Source organism: Nonomuraea sp. SBT364 (genome assembly GCF_001083785.1).
Lineage (GTDB): Bacteria > Actinomycetota > Actinomycetes > Streptosporangiales > Streptosporangiaceae > Nonomuraea.
Genome location: NZ_LAVL01000110.1, coordinates 14643 through 28749 on the forward strand (window position 1 = coordinate 14643; position 14107 = coordinate 28749).

The window sequence follows — 14107 nt, forward strand, 5'->3', positions numbered from 1 at the left end:
TCGCGCCCGGCCCGCGCCCTTCGGGGTGCGGGCCGTTCGCATGCCCGGCGAAGGATCGCCCGGGCGCCGATGTGACGCATGTCACCACCTACGGAAAACCGTACGGGCCCGGTGCGGCGTCTGTGAAGTGTGAGGACGAGGAGGACGCCGGACGAGGAGCAGCTCGTCCGGCGCGTCGCCAAGGGTGACCAGGCGGCGTTCGAGGAGCTGTACCGGCGCACCGCGCCGTGGATCGCCACGCGGCTGCGCCGCCGCTGCGCCGACGAGCAGGTCGTCGCCGAGGTGATGCAGGAGACGTATCTGGCGGTGTGGCGGGCGGCGGGCGCGTTCGCGGGAGTGGCGGCCGACGGGACGGCCATGGGCTGGCTGTGGACGATCGCGGCCCGCCGGCTGGTGGACGCCTTCCGGCGGCGCGCCCACCACGCGGAGCCCCCCGCGGCGGCGGCCGACGCCGGGATCGCGCCCGCCGCCGAGGACGAGGCGCTGGCCACGACCGTCGGCGGCGATGTCGGCGACGCCCTGCGCCTGCTCGCCCCCGAGCTGCGCCAGGTGCTGCAGGCCATGGTGCTCGACGGCCTGACGGTCCGCGAGACGGCCGTGCTCCTCGGCGTCCCGGAGGGCACGATCAAGACCCGCGCCCGGCGCGCGAGAAACGCGATGCGGGAGTCGCTGAGGGAGTCACTGCGGGCATCGCTGCGGGAATCACGGCGGGAATCACGGCGGGAGGCACTGTCATGAGCGGCCCGGACAGCGGCAGGCACGCGTCGGACCGGCTGATCGCCGGCTACGCCCGCGGGGACGGGCTCGCGGACGACGAACTGTGGGCGCTGGAGGCGCACCTGGAGGCGTGCTCGCACTGCCGGGACAGGCTGGCGGGCGCGCCGGCCCCGGAGGTGGCGGCGCTGGTCGAGAGCGTGTGGGGCGCGTTGCGGCCCCGGCTCGGCGGCATCGCCCCGGCGCCGCCGCGCCGCCGGCTGGGCTGGGCGACGCCGTGGCGGACCCGGTGGGGCAGCGTGTGGGCGGCCCGCTGGGCCACTCCGGTGCTGGCGCCGTGGGTGCTGATGACGGTGCTCGTGACGGCATTCGGGGCGCTGCTCGGACGGCTGTCCCTCGGCGACGTCTCCCTGGTGCTGCTGGTGGCGCCGGTGCTGCCCGTGGCGGGCGTGGCCGTGTCGTGGGGACGCGGCCTGGACCCGGCTCACGAGGTGGTCGCGGCGACGCCGAGGGCCGGGCTGGGCCTGCTGGCGCGGCGTACGGCGGCGGTGCTGGCCGTGGAGCTGGCCGTGGTGCTGCCCGCGCTGCTGGCCGCCGGCTGGGCGGGCGGCGCCACGGTGGCGCTGTGGCTGCTGCCGTGCCTGGCCTTCACCGCCGGGACGCTCCTGCTGGGCGGGTTCGTCGGGATGGTCCGGGCCGCCATGGCCCTGGCCGGCGTGTGGGCCGTGGTGATCATGGCGCCGACGGCGCTGCTCAGCCGTACCTCTTTCGCCCTGCAGCCGGACAGCCTGCCCGTGTGGGGTGCGCTCGCCGCGCTGGGGATCGCCGGGGTGGTGGCGCGCCGGAGCGCGTACACCCTGCTGGGTGCATATCGATGAACGATCGGAAGGACACTTTCATGACACGCGCGGTAGGCGCGGGCGAGGTCGCACCGGCCACGTACGCCTGGGAGATCCGGGCGGGCGGGCTGCGGGTGCGGGCCGGCCGGCGCAAGATGGCCGTCGACGGGCTCGACCTGGCGCTCGGCACGGGAGTGCACGGGCTGCTCGGCCCGAACGGCGCCGGCAAGACGACGCTCATCCGGGCGCTGGCCACGGTGCTGCGGCCGGCCGGCGGCACGCTGTCGCTGCTGGGCACGGACGTCTCCGGCAAGGCGGGCAAGCGGGAGCTGCGCCGCGCCATCGGCTACCTGCCGCAGGAGTTCGGCTTCTACAAGCGGTTCACCGTGCGGGAGTTCGTCGAGTACATGGCGTGGCTCAAGGAGATGCCGAAACAGGAGGTTCCCGGCGCGGTGCAGCGCGCGATCGAGCGGGTGGGGCTGGCCGACCGCGCCGACGACCGGATGCGGACGCTGTCCGGCGGCATGGTGCGGCGGGCCGGGATCGCCCAGGCGATCGTCAACGACCCGCGCATCCTGCTGCTGGACGAGCCGACCGTCGGCCTCGACCCGGCGCAGCGGTTGCGCCTGCGTGAGCTGCTGCAGGAGCTCGGCGCCGACAGTTGCGTGGTGGTGTCCACGCACCTCGTCGAGGATGTGGCGGCAGCCTGCACGGACGTCGTGCTGGTGTCGGAGGGGCGGCTGGTGTTCCAGGGCACGCCGGACCGGCTCGCCGCCGCCGGCGGGCCGGAGCACGTCGGCGACAGTCCGATCGAGCGCGGCTACTCGGCGCTGCTGGCCGCCCCCGGCACGGATCGGGGCGCCTGGTGAACGCCCGGATCCTCGGCGTCGAGCTGCGGCGCTCCATCGCGCTGTGGGCCGGGACGATGTTCCTGCTGACGGCTCTCGCCTTCCTGTACGGGCTCAGCGGCCCCTGGTGGCAGCCCGAGGCGGCGTGGACGGCGCAGTGGAGCACGGCCGCGCAGTGGGAGCGTCACCTGCTGGTCTTCCTGCTGCCGCTGGCCACCGGGGCGGGGGCGTTGCAGGGCCTGCGGGACCACCGGGCGGGCACCCGCGAGCTCCTGTCGGCCACCCCCCGGCCGGTCTGGCAGCGCGCCGCCGTCACGGCAGGTGCGCTGGCGATCGCGCTGGCGGCGGCGTACCTGCTGCTGTACGGCGTCGCGGCCGTGCAGGTGGCGGCCGGCGGCGGGTTCTTCCATCTCGGCTGGGTCCCGGCCGTGGGGGTGGGGGCGCTGTCCCTGGTGGCGGCGGGCTGGCTCGGCCTGGGCGCCGGGCGGACGCTGCCGTCCGCGCTCACGCCGCCGGCGCTGGCCGTCTCGACGCTCATGGCCATGTACCTGGTGGTCGGGGCGTGGCAGGAGGAGCCCGTCCCGCCGGTCGCCCAGCTCTCGCCGGCACTGGACAACGTGCGCAGCGTCTTCCACGACGTGTCGGGACAGGTGAGCCTGGCGCAGGCGCTGTGGCTGCTCGGGGTCGCCGCCACCGGGTTCTGGCTGCTGCTCGCCGCGAGTGCGCGGGCGCGGCTGGCGGCCCTGCTGCCCGCGGCGCTCGGCGCGGCCGTGGCGCTGCCGATGCTGCCGTCCGGCGCGGACGGCCTGTACAGCGTGAACGAGGCCGCCGCCGCGCCGGTGTGCTCGGGGCGGGTGTGCGTGGCCAAGGTGCACGAGGACCGCCTGTCCCGGGTCGCCGGGCCGGGCGAGGAGGCGTTGCGCCTGCTGGCCGGGCTGCCCCGGCCGCCCGGGGCGGTGCGCGAGTCCACCCGGCGGGAGGTGGTCGGGGAGCGGCCGGCCCGGGACGCCGGGATCGTGTTCGTGGACTTCGACGACCCCGACCTGCGCGGCGTGACGGGGGAGCGGGAGCTGACGCGCCACCTGCTCGCGGGGGCCGGTACGCCGTCCTGCCTCGGCTTCGGCGGGGTGGACTTCGACGTCTGGTCGCGCGAGGAGGCGGCGCGCCGCGTGGCGGCGGGCTGGCTGATGGGGGACGTCGCCGCCCCCTTGGCCCGCCCGCTCTTCAGGGAGCTCAACGCGCTGATCGAAGAGGCGTGGCCGAAGCTGCACGCCGTGCCGGAGCGCGAGCAGCGCGCCCGCGTCGCGGCGCTGCGCACGGCCGCGCTCTCCTGCGACGGCGACCTGCTCGCCATCCTGACGGGCGGTGGCGGCCGATGAGATGGTTCGTGCTGTACGCCCGGTCCCGGCAGGTGCCCGCGTCCCTGGCCGTGATGGTGGCGGGCGCGGCGCTCGTGCGGTGGCTCTCCGGCGGCGGCGCCGATCCCCGGATGGCGGCGCTGGCGCTGGTGGCCGGGGTGGCGGCGGCGAGCGTGGGGCTCGGCGGCCAGGACGTCCGGCTCGACCGGACCGCCGCCGTCCGGTGGGTGCCGCGCCGGGCCGCGCACCTGCTGCTCGCCGGGGCGCTGGCCGGGGCGGTGCTGGTGGCGTTCCAGGCCGCGGGCGGGGAGGCGGCGCCCGCCGGGTTCGTGGTGCGTGACTGCGCCGGGCTGCTGGGGCTGGCCGGGCTGGGGGCTGCGCTGTTCGGCGGGCAGTTCGCCTGGACGCTGCCCGTCGGCTGGTTCTGCGTGGCGTTCTTCATCCCGCCGGGCACGGACGTGCCCACCCTGGTCGCCACCTGGATGCTGGCGCCGCCGGACACCCCCGCCGCCACCTGGACGGCGCTGGCCCTCGCGGCCGCGGGCACCGCCGGCTACGCGCTGGCGGGCCCCCGCCGGTAGCCGCCGTCAGGCGAGCACGTCCTGCGGGCTGGTCCGGTCCAGCCCGTGCGCCTCGGCCACGGGCCGGTTGGTGAGCAGCCCGCCGTGCGTGTTCAGGCCCGCCGCCAGGGCCGGGTCGTCGCGGGCCGCCGCGGCCCAGCCGTGGTCCGCGACGGCCAGCGCGTACGGGAGCGTCGCGTTGGTGAGCGCGTACGTCGAGGTGTGCGGGACGGCGCCCGGCATGTTCGCCACGCAGTAGAAGATCGAGTCGTGCACCCGGTAGGTCGGCTCGGCGTGCGTCGTCGGGCGGGAGCCCTCGAAGCAGCCGCCCTGGTCGATGGAGACGTCCACGAGCACCGAGCCCGGCTTCATCCGGCTGACCAGCTCGTCCGTCACCAGCGTGGGCGCCCTGGCCCCGGGCACCAGCACCGCGCCGATCACCAGGTCGGCCTCGCGCGCCGCCCGCTCGATCTCCAGCGTGTTCGAGGCGACCGTCTGGCAGTGGCCCTGGTAGAGCAGGTCCGCCTGGCGCAGCTTGTCGAGGTCGCGGTCCAGCAGCAGCACCTCGGCCTGCATGCCGAGCGCGACGGCGGCCGCGTTCATGCCGGACACGCCGGCCCCGATCACCACCACGTGGGCCGCCCGCACGCCGGGGACGCCGCCCATGAGCACGCCCCTGCCGCCGCCCTGGCGCATCAGGTGGTAGGCGCCGACCTGCGCGGCGAGCCGGCCCGCCACCTCCGACATGGGCGCCAGCAGCGGAAGCCGGCCGTCCGGGGTCTGCACGGTCTCGTAGGCGAGGGCCGTGACGCCCGCCTCCAGCAGCGCCAGCGTGCACGCCCGGGAAGCCGCCAGATGCAGGTACGTGAACAGCACCTGGCCCTTGCGCATCCGGTGGTACTCCTCGGCGACCGGCTCCTTGACCTTGAGCACCAGGTCGCACTCGCCCCACACCGCGTCCGCGTCCGGCAGCGGCCGGGCCCCCGCGGCGGCGAAGTCCGCGTCGGGGATCGACGAGCCGAGACCCGCCCCGTGCTCGACGAACACCTGGTGCCCGTGCCGTACCAGCTCGTGCGCGCCGGCCGGGGTGATCGCCACCCGGTGCTCGCCGCTCTTGACCTCACGGGGAACGCCGACCTTCATCGAGGGTCACCCCCTTCTCACCGGAAGCCGGGAGATACCGGAATGCTTGCTCCCTTGTCCCTCTTCACGGATAAGCGAGAAATATTCGGCTGATTACCCGGCATCCGGAAGTCCTCGATAGGCTCGCCCGCAGCACGGACGTCAGGATGGGGTCGTCAACGTTGGACAAGCCGGAAGAGCCGCCACCCGCCGATCCGGGGCCGCCGCGGGCCAGCAGGCTCACCACCATCGTGCTGACGGTCTCGCTCGTCCTGGTCGTGCTGATCGCGGGCGTGCTGGGCACCATCGCCGTGCTGATGACCCGCAGCCCCGACAGCCCGTTCCTCGGCGGCGACCCGCCGCAGCGGCTGTCGGTGCCGATCCACTTCGCCCCCGTGCGCGACACCAAGGCCGCCCCCTGCCCCGGCGAGGAGGCGGCGCTCGACGACGCGCAGACCACCTGCTACCTGCTGGAGGACGGCGTCACGGTCAACGCCGTGCAGGAGATCGGGGCGGTCCGCGAGCCCGACGGCACCTACTCGGTGCGCATCGCGGTCGCGCCGGCGTTCAAGCAGAAGCTCGCCGACCTCATCGACGAGCAGGTGACCGACCAGCGGACGGTGGCCGTGGTGCTGGTGCCGAGGACGGTGGTGGCCGCGCCGATCGTCACGCAGGCCATGGACGGCGACAGCCTGAGCATCGTCGGCTTCGCCAAGGCGGAGGCCGAGGCCCTGGCGGCCCGCCTGTCGGGCGGCACCGCGCCGCCCGCCTCCGGGCAGCCGACCGGCGCCCCCACGACGGGTGCGCCCACGGCGGGTGCGCCCACGGCGGGTGCGCCCACGGCGGGTGCGCCCACCAGCGACAACCCCGGTGACACGGGCGCCGGCGGCCTCGACCCCAAGTTCGCCGGCTGCAAGGAAGCGCTGGCGGCCGGCTTCGGGCCTTACACCAAGGGCATCCGCCCCGAATACGAGTGGTACACCGACGTCGACAACAACGGCATCGCCTGCAACACCGGCGACCTGCGCTAGCCGAACAGCTCCTGCAGCGCGCTGATCCCGAAGTACGCCAGGAAGACCAGCGACACGATCCACAGCAGCCACGGGATCTCGGCGAACCTGCCCCGCGCCGCCTTGATCAGCGTGTAGACGATCACCCCGGCCCCCACCCCGTTGGTGATCGAGTACGTGAACGGCATCAGCGCGATCGTCAGGAACGCCGGCACCGCCACGTCCAGGTCGTGCCAGGGCACGTTCCTGCTCTGCGTCATCATCAGCGCCCCGACCAGCACCAGCGCCGGAGCGGCCGCCGCGGCCGGCACCACGGCGGCCAGCGGCGTGAACAGCAGCGTCAGCGCCATCAGCGCCCCGGTGAAGACGCTGGCCAGCCCGGTCCGCGCGCCCTCGCCGACGCCGGCCGCCGACTCCACGAACACGGTGTTCGCCGAGGCGCTCGACGCGCCGCCGACCATGCCGGCGACGCCGTCCACGGTGAGGATGCGCCCCAGCCGAGGCACCCGCCCGCGCTCGTCCACCAGCCCGGCCTCGTCGCTGACGCCGATGATCGTGCCCATCGCGTCGAAGAACCCGGACAGCACCAGCGTGAACAGCACCACGGTCGCCGTCACCACGCCCGCCCTGGCGAACCCGCCGAACAGGTCGAACTGGCCCACCAGCCCGAAGTCCGGCGCCGCGACCAGCCGCTCCGGCAGGTGCGGCGTCACCACGCCCCACGCCCCCGGTTCGACGGTGGCCACCGAGTTGACCAGCACGGCCAGGGCCGCGGTCACCGCGATGCTGATGAGGATGGCCGCCGGCGTCCTGCGCACGTACAGCACGATCATCAGCAGCAGCCCGAAGCAGAACACCGCGACCGGCCAGCCCGACAGGTGGCCGGTGGCGCCGAGCTGCACCGGCGTGCCGGTGCCGCGCGCCACGAACCCGGCGTCGACCAGCCCGATCAGCGCGATGAACAGCCCGATCCCGACGCTGATGGCGTGCTTGAGCGCCAGCGGGATCGCGTTCATGATCAGGGTGCGGAGCCCGGTCACGGCCAGCAGGATGATGACGAAGCCTTCGAGCACAACCAGGCCCATCGCCTGCGGCCACGTCATGAACGGCGCCGCCTGGTAGGCGACGACCGCGTTCAGCCCCAGGCCGGCCGCCAGCCCGAGCGGCGCGTTGCCGATCACCGCCATGAGCAGCGTCGAGATGGCCGCCGCCAGCGCCGTCGAGGTCGTGAGCTGCGCGATCGTCAGTTTCGCGCCGGTGACGTCCTGCGCCCCGGCCAGGATGATCGGGTTGAGCAGGATGATGTACGCCATCGCCATGAAGGTGGTGATGCCGCCACGCACCTCACGGCCGACGGTGGTCCCCCGCCCGGACAGCTCGAAGAACCTGTCGAGCACCGCCAACCCCCCTCGCGATCAAGGGGGAGTGCCGGGTGGCCTACCCGGCGGGGGACGTGATCACGCCTGCTCGTGCCGCCCGCCGCCCACCAGCGCGGCGAACTCCTCCAGCCCGACCCGGCCGTCGCCGTCGCGGTCGGCCGAGGCGATGAACGCCTCGATCTCCGCCTCGGAGGCGCCGAGCCCGCCGAGGGCGTCGTTGGCCTTCCTGATCTCCTCGGCCGTCAGCAGGCCGTCGCCGTCGGCGTCGAACCGTGTGAACTCCGCCTTGGCCGCTTCACGCGCGTCCGTCATTGGGATCCTCCCCGTCTCGAACCAAGGCGATATCTTCGGGTCTGATCGGAACGCGCGTCAACCGCAGTCCCGTCGCCGCCCGCACCGCCGCCGCGATCGCGGGGGTGGACGACAGCGTCGGAGGCTCGCCCGCGCCGCGCAATCCGTACGGCGCGGCCGGGTCTGGATTTTCCAGGATTTTCATCGCCATGGGCGGCATGTCGAGGATGGTGGGGATCAGGTAGTCGGTGAACGACGGGTTCAGCACCTTGCCGTCACGCACCTGGATCTCCTCCATCAGCGCCAGCCCCAGCCCCTGCGCCGAGCCGCCGTGGATCTGGCCCTCCAGCGCCTGCGGGTTGAGGACGCGGCCCACGTCCTGCACCGCCGCCAGCTCCACCACCTTGACCAGGCCCAGCTCCACGTCCACGTCCACCACCGCCCGGTGCACGCACAACGCCAGCTGCGTGTGCGAGTCGCCCTGCCCGGTCGCCGGGTCCAGCGGGTAGGTCGGCCGGTGCCGGTACTCGCGCGTCTCCTCGATCGGCCCGTACAGCTCCAGCGCCTCGCGCGCCGGCAGCCCGCCGAACCGCTCGCGCACCGCCCGGCACGCCTCCCGCACCGCGCCCCCCGTCACGTACGACTGCCGCGAGGCCGACGACGACCCCGCCGAGCCCACCGAGGTGTCGGCCGTCGCCACGGTCACGTCGTCCACGTCCAGCTCGGTACGGGCGATCTGGGCCTGGACCGTCACCAGGCCCTGCCCCACCTCCGCGGCCGCCGTGTGGACGGTGACGTGCGGCCGGCCGCCGACCAGCTCGGCCCGCACCCGCGCCGTGGAGTAGTCGTCGAAGCCCTCCGAGAAGCAGATGTTCTTGATGCCCACGCCGTAGCCGACGCCGCGCCGCACCGATTCCCCGTGCGTGGTCTGCGAGACGCCGCCCGGCAGCCCGCGCAGGTCGCGGCCGGTGGGCGGCGGGAGCGGGAAGCGTTCGAGCTCGCGCAGCATCCCCGCCAGCGGCGCGGGCGAGTCGATCACCTGGCCGGTGATGAGCGCCGAGCCCTGCGAGACGGCGTTGCGCACCCGGATCTCCACCGGCGACAGCCCGCACGCCTCGGCCAGCCGGTCCATCTGCGACTCGTAGGCGTAGCACGCCTGCACCGCGCCGAACCCGCGCATCGCCCCGCACGGCGGGTTGTTGGTGTAGACGCCGGTCGCCCGCACCCGCACGTTCGCCACCTCGTACGGGCCGGCCCCCAGCGACGCCGCGTTGCCCACCACGGCGGGGGAGGAGGAGCAGTAGGCGCCGCCGTCGAGCAGGATGTCGGCCTTGACGTAGACGAGCCGGCCGTCGCGGGTGGCGCCGTGCTCGTAGCGCATCCGCGCCGGATGCCGGTGCACGTGCCCGAAGAACGACTCCTCACGCCCGTACACGATCTTGACGGGCCGGTCCAGCCGCAGCGCCAGCATGCACGCGTGGACCTGCATCGACAGGTCCTCCCTGGCCCCGAACGCGCCGCCGACCCCCGACAGGGTCAGCCGCACCTTCTCCGGCGGCAGGCCCAGGCAGGGGGCGAGCTGGTCGCGGTCCACGTGCAGCCACTGCGTGGCGATGTACAGGTCGACGCCGCCGTCCTCCGCCGGGACCGCCAGGCCCGACTCCGGGCCGAGGAACGCCTGGTCCTGCATGCCGACCTCGTACTCGCCGGTGACGACCACCTCGGCCTCGAACGTGTCGCCCTTCACCACCGGCTGGCTCCTGACGAACTCGCGGGACTCACGCGGGTCCGTGACGGCGGGACGCGGCTCGTACGCCACCCTGATCGCGGCCGCCGCCCGCCGCGCGACCTCCGGATGGTCGGCGGCCACCAGCGCGACCGGCTCGCCCTGGTAGCGCACCTGGTCGACGGCGAGCACCGGCTGGTCCCTGCGCTCCAGGCCGTAGAACTTCTCGCCCGGCACGTCCTCGTGCGTCAGCACCGCCCGCACGCCCGGGATCGCCAGCGCCGGGCCCACGTCGATCGACCGGATCCACGCCGAGGCGTGCGGGCTGCGCAGCGTCGCGCCCCACACCATGCCCTCCAGCCACAGGTCCGACGCGTACGCGAACTCGCCCGTCACCTTCAGCGCCGCGTCCGGCCGCCGCGCGCTCTCGCCGACGCCGTGCCGTGACGCCCTCGCCGTCTCCGTCATCCTTCGAGTAGAGCACCGGCCGCCGGGCCCCGTAATGCGCGCCGCGTGAAATCGCGGTAAGCGGTTCACCGGCCGCCTTGTATATTCCTCCAAGTGCGGATAAGCGACCTTCTGGCCATCGGGGAGCTGCGGCTGACGCTGCTCGCCGGCGACGCCGCGCGCGAGTTCGGCACCGTGCACATCACCGACCTCCCCGAGCCGGGGCGTTACCTGTCCGGCGGCGAGCTCGTGCTCACCGGGCTGCTGTGGCGGCACACCGCCGCCGACTCGCGCCGCTTCGTGGCCGCGCTCGCCGAGGCCGGTGTGGCGGCCCTCGGCGCCGGTCAGGCCTGGCTCGGGCACGTGCCGGACGACCTCGTGCGCGCCTGCCGGGAGGCCGGGCTGCCGCTGCTGGAGGTGCCCACCGAGACGTCCTTCCGCACGCTCGCCGAGCTGGTCGCGCCCCGCCTGTCGGGTGACGCGCGCGACGCGCTCGGCCGCCACCGCCGGCTCGTCGCCGCCGTCGCCGGGGGCGCCGGACTGCCCGAGCTCTTCGCCGTCACCGCCGCCGAACTCGGCGTCACGGGCGCCGTCGTCTCCGCCACCGGGCAGGTGATCGCCGGCGCGCCGGCGGATCCGGTACGGCTGGCGCGCGCCTACCTGGCGGCGCCCCGGCTGCCGTGCCTGGCCGGCGGGCACACGCTGTTCGCCGTCGGACGCGGGCCCCGCTCCGCCGGGTGGGCCCTGGCCTGCGACGGCGACCTGCTGGACCGGGCCGACCTCGGGCACGAGCTGGCCGACTTCGTGGCGCTGGAACGCGGGCGGATGGAGGAGGGGCGGCGGGTGGAGCGCCGGCTGACCGGCCAGCTCGTCACCGCCGCGCTGACGAGCTCCGACGCCGCCGGTCTCACCGCCCGCCTGCGCACCTGCGGCCTCGACCCCGCCGAGCCCTACACCGTCGTCACCGCCACCATTCACCCCGCGCCACGTCCAGGAGAGAACCCTGACCCGCCGCCGGGCGCCGCCCGCCCTCCCGGGCGGCGGGAGGGCGTCGGCGTGGACGCGGTCGTGCTGGAGGAGCTGCTGGGGCGCGAGGTGGTGGCGGCCGAGCGGGACGACGCGGCCGTGGCCGTGGTGCCGCTGCGCGGCCGGACCGCCGGGGACGTGGCGGCCGGGCTGCGGGCCGGCGCGGAGGTGCTCGGCGCGCTGCCGGGCACCCGCGTGTGCGCCGGCGTGAGCGGGGAGCTGACCGGGGCGGGCGCGCTCAGGGGCGGGATCGAGGAGGCCGGGCACGCCAGGCGGCTGGCCGGGGCGCGCGACGGCGGCGTGGTCACCAGCGACGAGATCTACACCCACGCGCTGCTCCTGGCCACCGTGCCCGGTGACGTGCGGCGCTCGTTCGCCGGCCACCTGCTCGGCCCGGTCCTGGACTACGACGCCCGTCACCAGTCGGAGCTGGTACCCACCCTGCGCGCGTTCCTCGACTGCGCCGGCTCCTGGAACGCCTGCGCCGAGCGGATGCACGTGCACGTCAACACCGTCCGCTACCGCGTCAAACGGGTGGAGGACCTCACCGGCAGGGACCTGTCCACGATGACCGACCGGGTCGACTTCTACCTGGCGCTCAGAGCCGGCTGACCCCGCCCAGCAGCCCGTGCACCGCCGCGTGCTCGTCCTCGGTCAGCCCCAGCCACTCCGGGTTGCCCAGCTCCACGGCCAGCGGCAACGCCTCGGTGATGTACGGCAGCGCCGCCCGGGGAGCGCCGAGCGCCCGATGCGCCTGCGACAGGCGGACCAGGCAGCGCAGCTCGCCGATCCTGAACCAGTTCACCCGGCGCAGCCCGAGCGCCTCGCGCAGCGGCTCCAGCGCCGCCGCCGGGTCGCCCTCGTCGAGGCAGATCTCGCCCAGCGCCGTCTGCACGAGCCCCTCGTGGCTGACGTCCCCGACGCGCCGCGCCCCCGCCAGCGCCCCGGTGAGGACCTCGCGCGCCTCGGCGGTACGGCCCAGCCCGTGGTGGGCGTGGCCGAGCATGATGAGCGCGTAACGCTCGCCCACCTGGGAGCCGATCTCCCTGGCCAGCGCGAGCTGGGCGCGGGCGTGCTCCAGGCACCGCCCGTACTCGCGCCGTACCAGGAAGGTGTTGGCCAGGTTGCCGAGCGTCCGCTGCTCGCTGAACCGGTCGCCGAGCTCGCGCGCCAGCTCCAGCTGGGCGCGCAGGTGCTCGACGGCCTCGCCGGTGCGGCGCTGGAAGCTGAGCCCGCCGGCGAGGTGGCCGAGCGCGTGGTAGGTGCTCAGCCGGTCGCCGGACCGCTCACTGACCAGCAGCGCCCGGCGGTTGAGCGCGATCAGGTTCGCCGAGTCGTGCGCGGCGTGCAGGTACCACTGGAGGGCGAAGACGAGCGCCACGCCCAGCCTGGCCAGCCGCTCGTCCGGGGACTCCATGGCCTGGCCGGCGGCGGCCACCAGGTTCGGCTGCTCCCTGGCCAGCCACTCCCGCGCCTCGTCCGCGTCGCCCACGTGATGCGGCGCCGCGTCCACCGGGTCCAGTTCCGGGCCGTCGGGCTGCACGCGGTGGGGGTCCATGGTGGTGCTGGCCAGGCGGGCCGAGGCGATCCAATAGCCCAGCACCCGCGCGAGCGCCCCGCCCGCCTCGCCCGCCCGCGACTGCCCGGCGGTCGCGCCGGGCGCCGAATCCCCGGGCGCCGAATCCCCGGGCGCCGGATCCCCGGGCGCCGGATCCCCGGTCGGCTCTTCGCCGTGGGACAGTTCGGCGGCGAAGAGCCGTACCAGGTCGTGGAGCTGGTAGCGGGGCGGTGCGGCCGCGTCCGAGCCGGACTGGTCGAGGAGGTGGGCGTCGACCAGTCGTTCCAGGGCCCGCTCCGCCTCCTGGACGCCGGTGCCGAGCAGGGCGGCGGCCGCCTCGGCGGTCACGTCGTGCACGTGCGGCAGGCCGAGCAGGGCCAGCGTCCGGGCGGCCAGCCGGTCGAGCGGCCGCCCGCCGCGGGCCAGCGCGCTCCAGCCGGTCGCCAGGCTGGATCTGACGGCCAGCTCCCCGGCCTCCAGTTCGTGCAGCCGCCTGCGCTCGTCAGCCAGCCGCGCGTTCAGCGCGGCCACGCTCCAGTCGGGGCGGTCGGCCAGGCGGGCGCCGGCGATCCGCAGGGCCAGCGGCAGGCCGTCGCAGTACCGCACCAGCCTGGCCGTCTCCTCCGGGTCGGCGGCGATCCGGTCGGCGCCCGCCAGCTTCGACAGCACCGCGACGGCCTCGCAGGCGTCCATCCTGGGCAGGTGGAGCTGCACCGAGTCGTCGCCCGCGGCGAGGCTCTCACGGCTGGTCACCAGGACCGCCGTGCCGCGCGGCGCCGACAGCAGCGGCCGGATCTGCGGCATCCCGGCGGCGTCGTCCAGCAGCACCAGCATCCGCCGGCCCGCCATCCGGCTGCGCCAGGCCGCCGCCGCCTCGTCCACGTCCGCCGGGACGGCGTCACCGGCCGCGCCGAGCGCGCGCAGGAACCGGCCCAGCACCTCCAGCGCCTCCAGGCCCGGCATGCCGGCCGTCGCGCCGCGCAGGTTCACGTACAGCTGACCGTCGGGGAAGCGGTCCTTCACCATGGCCGCGACCCGCGCCGCCAGGGCGGACTTGCCCACGCCCGGCGGGCCGGAGATGACCACCAGCGGGCTCGGCGCCGAACCGTCCCACGGCGCCAGGTGCGTCTGGATCCTGATGATCTCCAGCCTCCTCCCCACGAACCCGCCCAGATCCCGCGGCAACTCCCTCGGGACCACCGGCCCCCGCCCTGCCGCCGGCCCGCCCC

12 protein-coding genes are annotated in these 14107 nt (G+C 75.2%); 7 read left to right on the forward strand and 5 right to left on the reverse strand.

All coding sequences use genetic code 11. From position 1 onward, the window contains the following. Positions 1-129 precede the first annotated feature (129 nt). From ADY59_RS33555 to ADY59_RS33575, 5 genes are read left to right on the forward strand one after another with little or no spacing between them, the layout of a single operon-like run. Positions 130-738, forward strand: a complete 609-nt coding sequence (locus ADY59_RS33555; protein WP_082310601.1) for an RNA polymerase sigma factor — start codon at positions 130-132, stop codon at positions 736-738. Further along, positions 735-1592: a zf-HC2 domain-containing protein gene (locus ADY59_RS33560; RefSeq protein WP_049570880.1), complete on the forward strand. Its 858-nt coding sequence runs from the start codon at positions 735-737 to the stop codon at positions 1590-1592. The genes ADY59_RS33555 and ADY59_RS33560 overlap by 4 nt, the downstream gene beginning before the upstream one ends. A 20-nt stretch (positions 1593-1612) precedes the next feature. Next, entirely contained in the window at positions 1613-2422 is an 810-nt protein-coding gene (locus tag ADY59_RS33565; RefSeq protein ID WP_197093979.1) for an ATP-binding cassette domain-containing protein, read from the forward strand. Then, positions 2419-3780, forward strand: coding sequence for a hypothetical protein (locus ADY59_RS33570; protein WP_049570885.1), 1362 nt, complete (start codon positions 2419-2421; stop codon positions 3778-3780). Before ADY59_RS33565 ends, ADY59_RS33570 begins: the two co-directional genes overlap by 4 nt. Further along, the gene (locus ADY59_RS33575) at positions 3777-4340 is read left to right on the forward strand and encodes a hypothetical protein (protein WP_049570889.1); all 564 of its coding nucleotides are present in this window, start codon (positions 3777-3779) and stop codon (positions 4338-4340) included. The genes ADY59_RS33570 and ADY59_RS33575 overlap by 4 nt, the downstream gene beginning before the upstream one ends. A 6-nt stretch (positions 4341-4346) precedes the next feature. Here ADY59_RS33575 and ald read toward each other — a convergent pair whose 3' ends face one another. Then, positions 4347-5462 carry an alanine dehydrogenase gene (gene ald / locus ADY59_RS33580; RefSeq protein ID WP_049570890.1) on the reverse strand — a complete coding sequence of 372 codons (1116 nt, stop codon included), beginning with the start codon at positions 5460-5462 and terminating at the stop codon, positions 4347-4349. 161 nt (positions 5463-5623) lie between these two features. Between ald and ADY59_RS33585 the strand changes: the two genes are divergently transcribed. Continuing rightward, the gene (locus ADY59_RS33585) at positions 5624-6472 is read left to right on the forward strand and encodes an excalibur calcium-binding domain-containing protein (protein ID WP_049570893.1); all 849 of its coding nucleotides are present in this window, start codon (positions 5624-5626) and stop codon (positions 6470-6472) included. On the opposite strand, the gene ADY59_RS33590 is transcribed toward ADY59_RS33585, so the two are convergent. Genes ADY59_RS33590 through ADY59_RS33600 form a run of 3 tightly spaced genes read right to left on the reverse strand, consistent with a single transcriptional unit; the run spans position 6469 to position 10315 of the window. Beyond that, positions 6469-7848, reverse strand: coding sequence for an NCS2 family permease (locus tag ADY59_RS33590; protein ID WP_082310606.1), 1380 nt, complete (start codon positions 7846-7848; stop codon positions 6469-6471). The genes ADY59_RS33585 and ADY59_RS33590 overlap by 4 nt on opposite strands. Positions 7849-7908: 60 nt before the next feature. Further along, positions 7909-8142, reverse strand: coding sequence for an EF-hand domain-containing protein (locus ADY59_RS33595; protein WP_049570897.1), 234 nt, complete (start codon positions 8140-8142; stop codon positions 7909-7911). Then, positions 8126-10315, reverse strand: coding sequence for a molybdopterin cofactor-binding domain-containing protein (locus tag ADY59_RS33600; RefSeq protein WP_049570900.1), 2190 nt, complete (start codon positions 10313-10315; stop codon positions 8126-8128). The genes ADY59_RS33595 and ADY59_RS33600 overlap by 17 nt, the downstream gene beginning before the upstream one ends. 93 nt (positions 10316-10408) lie before the next feature. On the opposite strand from ADY59_RS33600, the gene ADY59_RS33605 reads away from it, so the two are divergent. After that, on the forward strand, positions 10409-11932 hold the full coding sequence (locus ADY59_RS33605; protein ID WP_049570903.1) for a PucR family transcriptional regulator: 1524 nt from the start codon (positions 10409-10411) through the stop codon (positions 11930-11932). Here ADY59_RS33605 and ADY59_RS33610 read toward each other — a convergent pair. Further along, the coding region (locus ADY59_RS33610; protein WP_156325893.1) for a tetratricopeptide repeat protein at positions 11919-14107 on the reverse strand (2189 nt) is incomplete at its 5' end. The genes ADY59_RS33605 and ADY59_RS33610 overlap by 14 nt on opposite strands.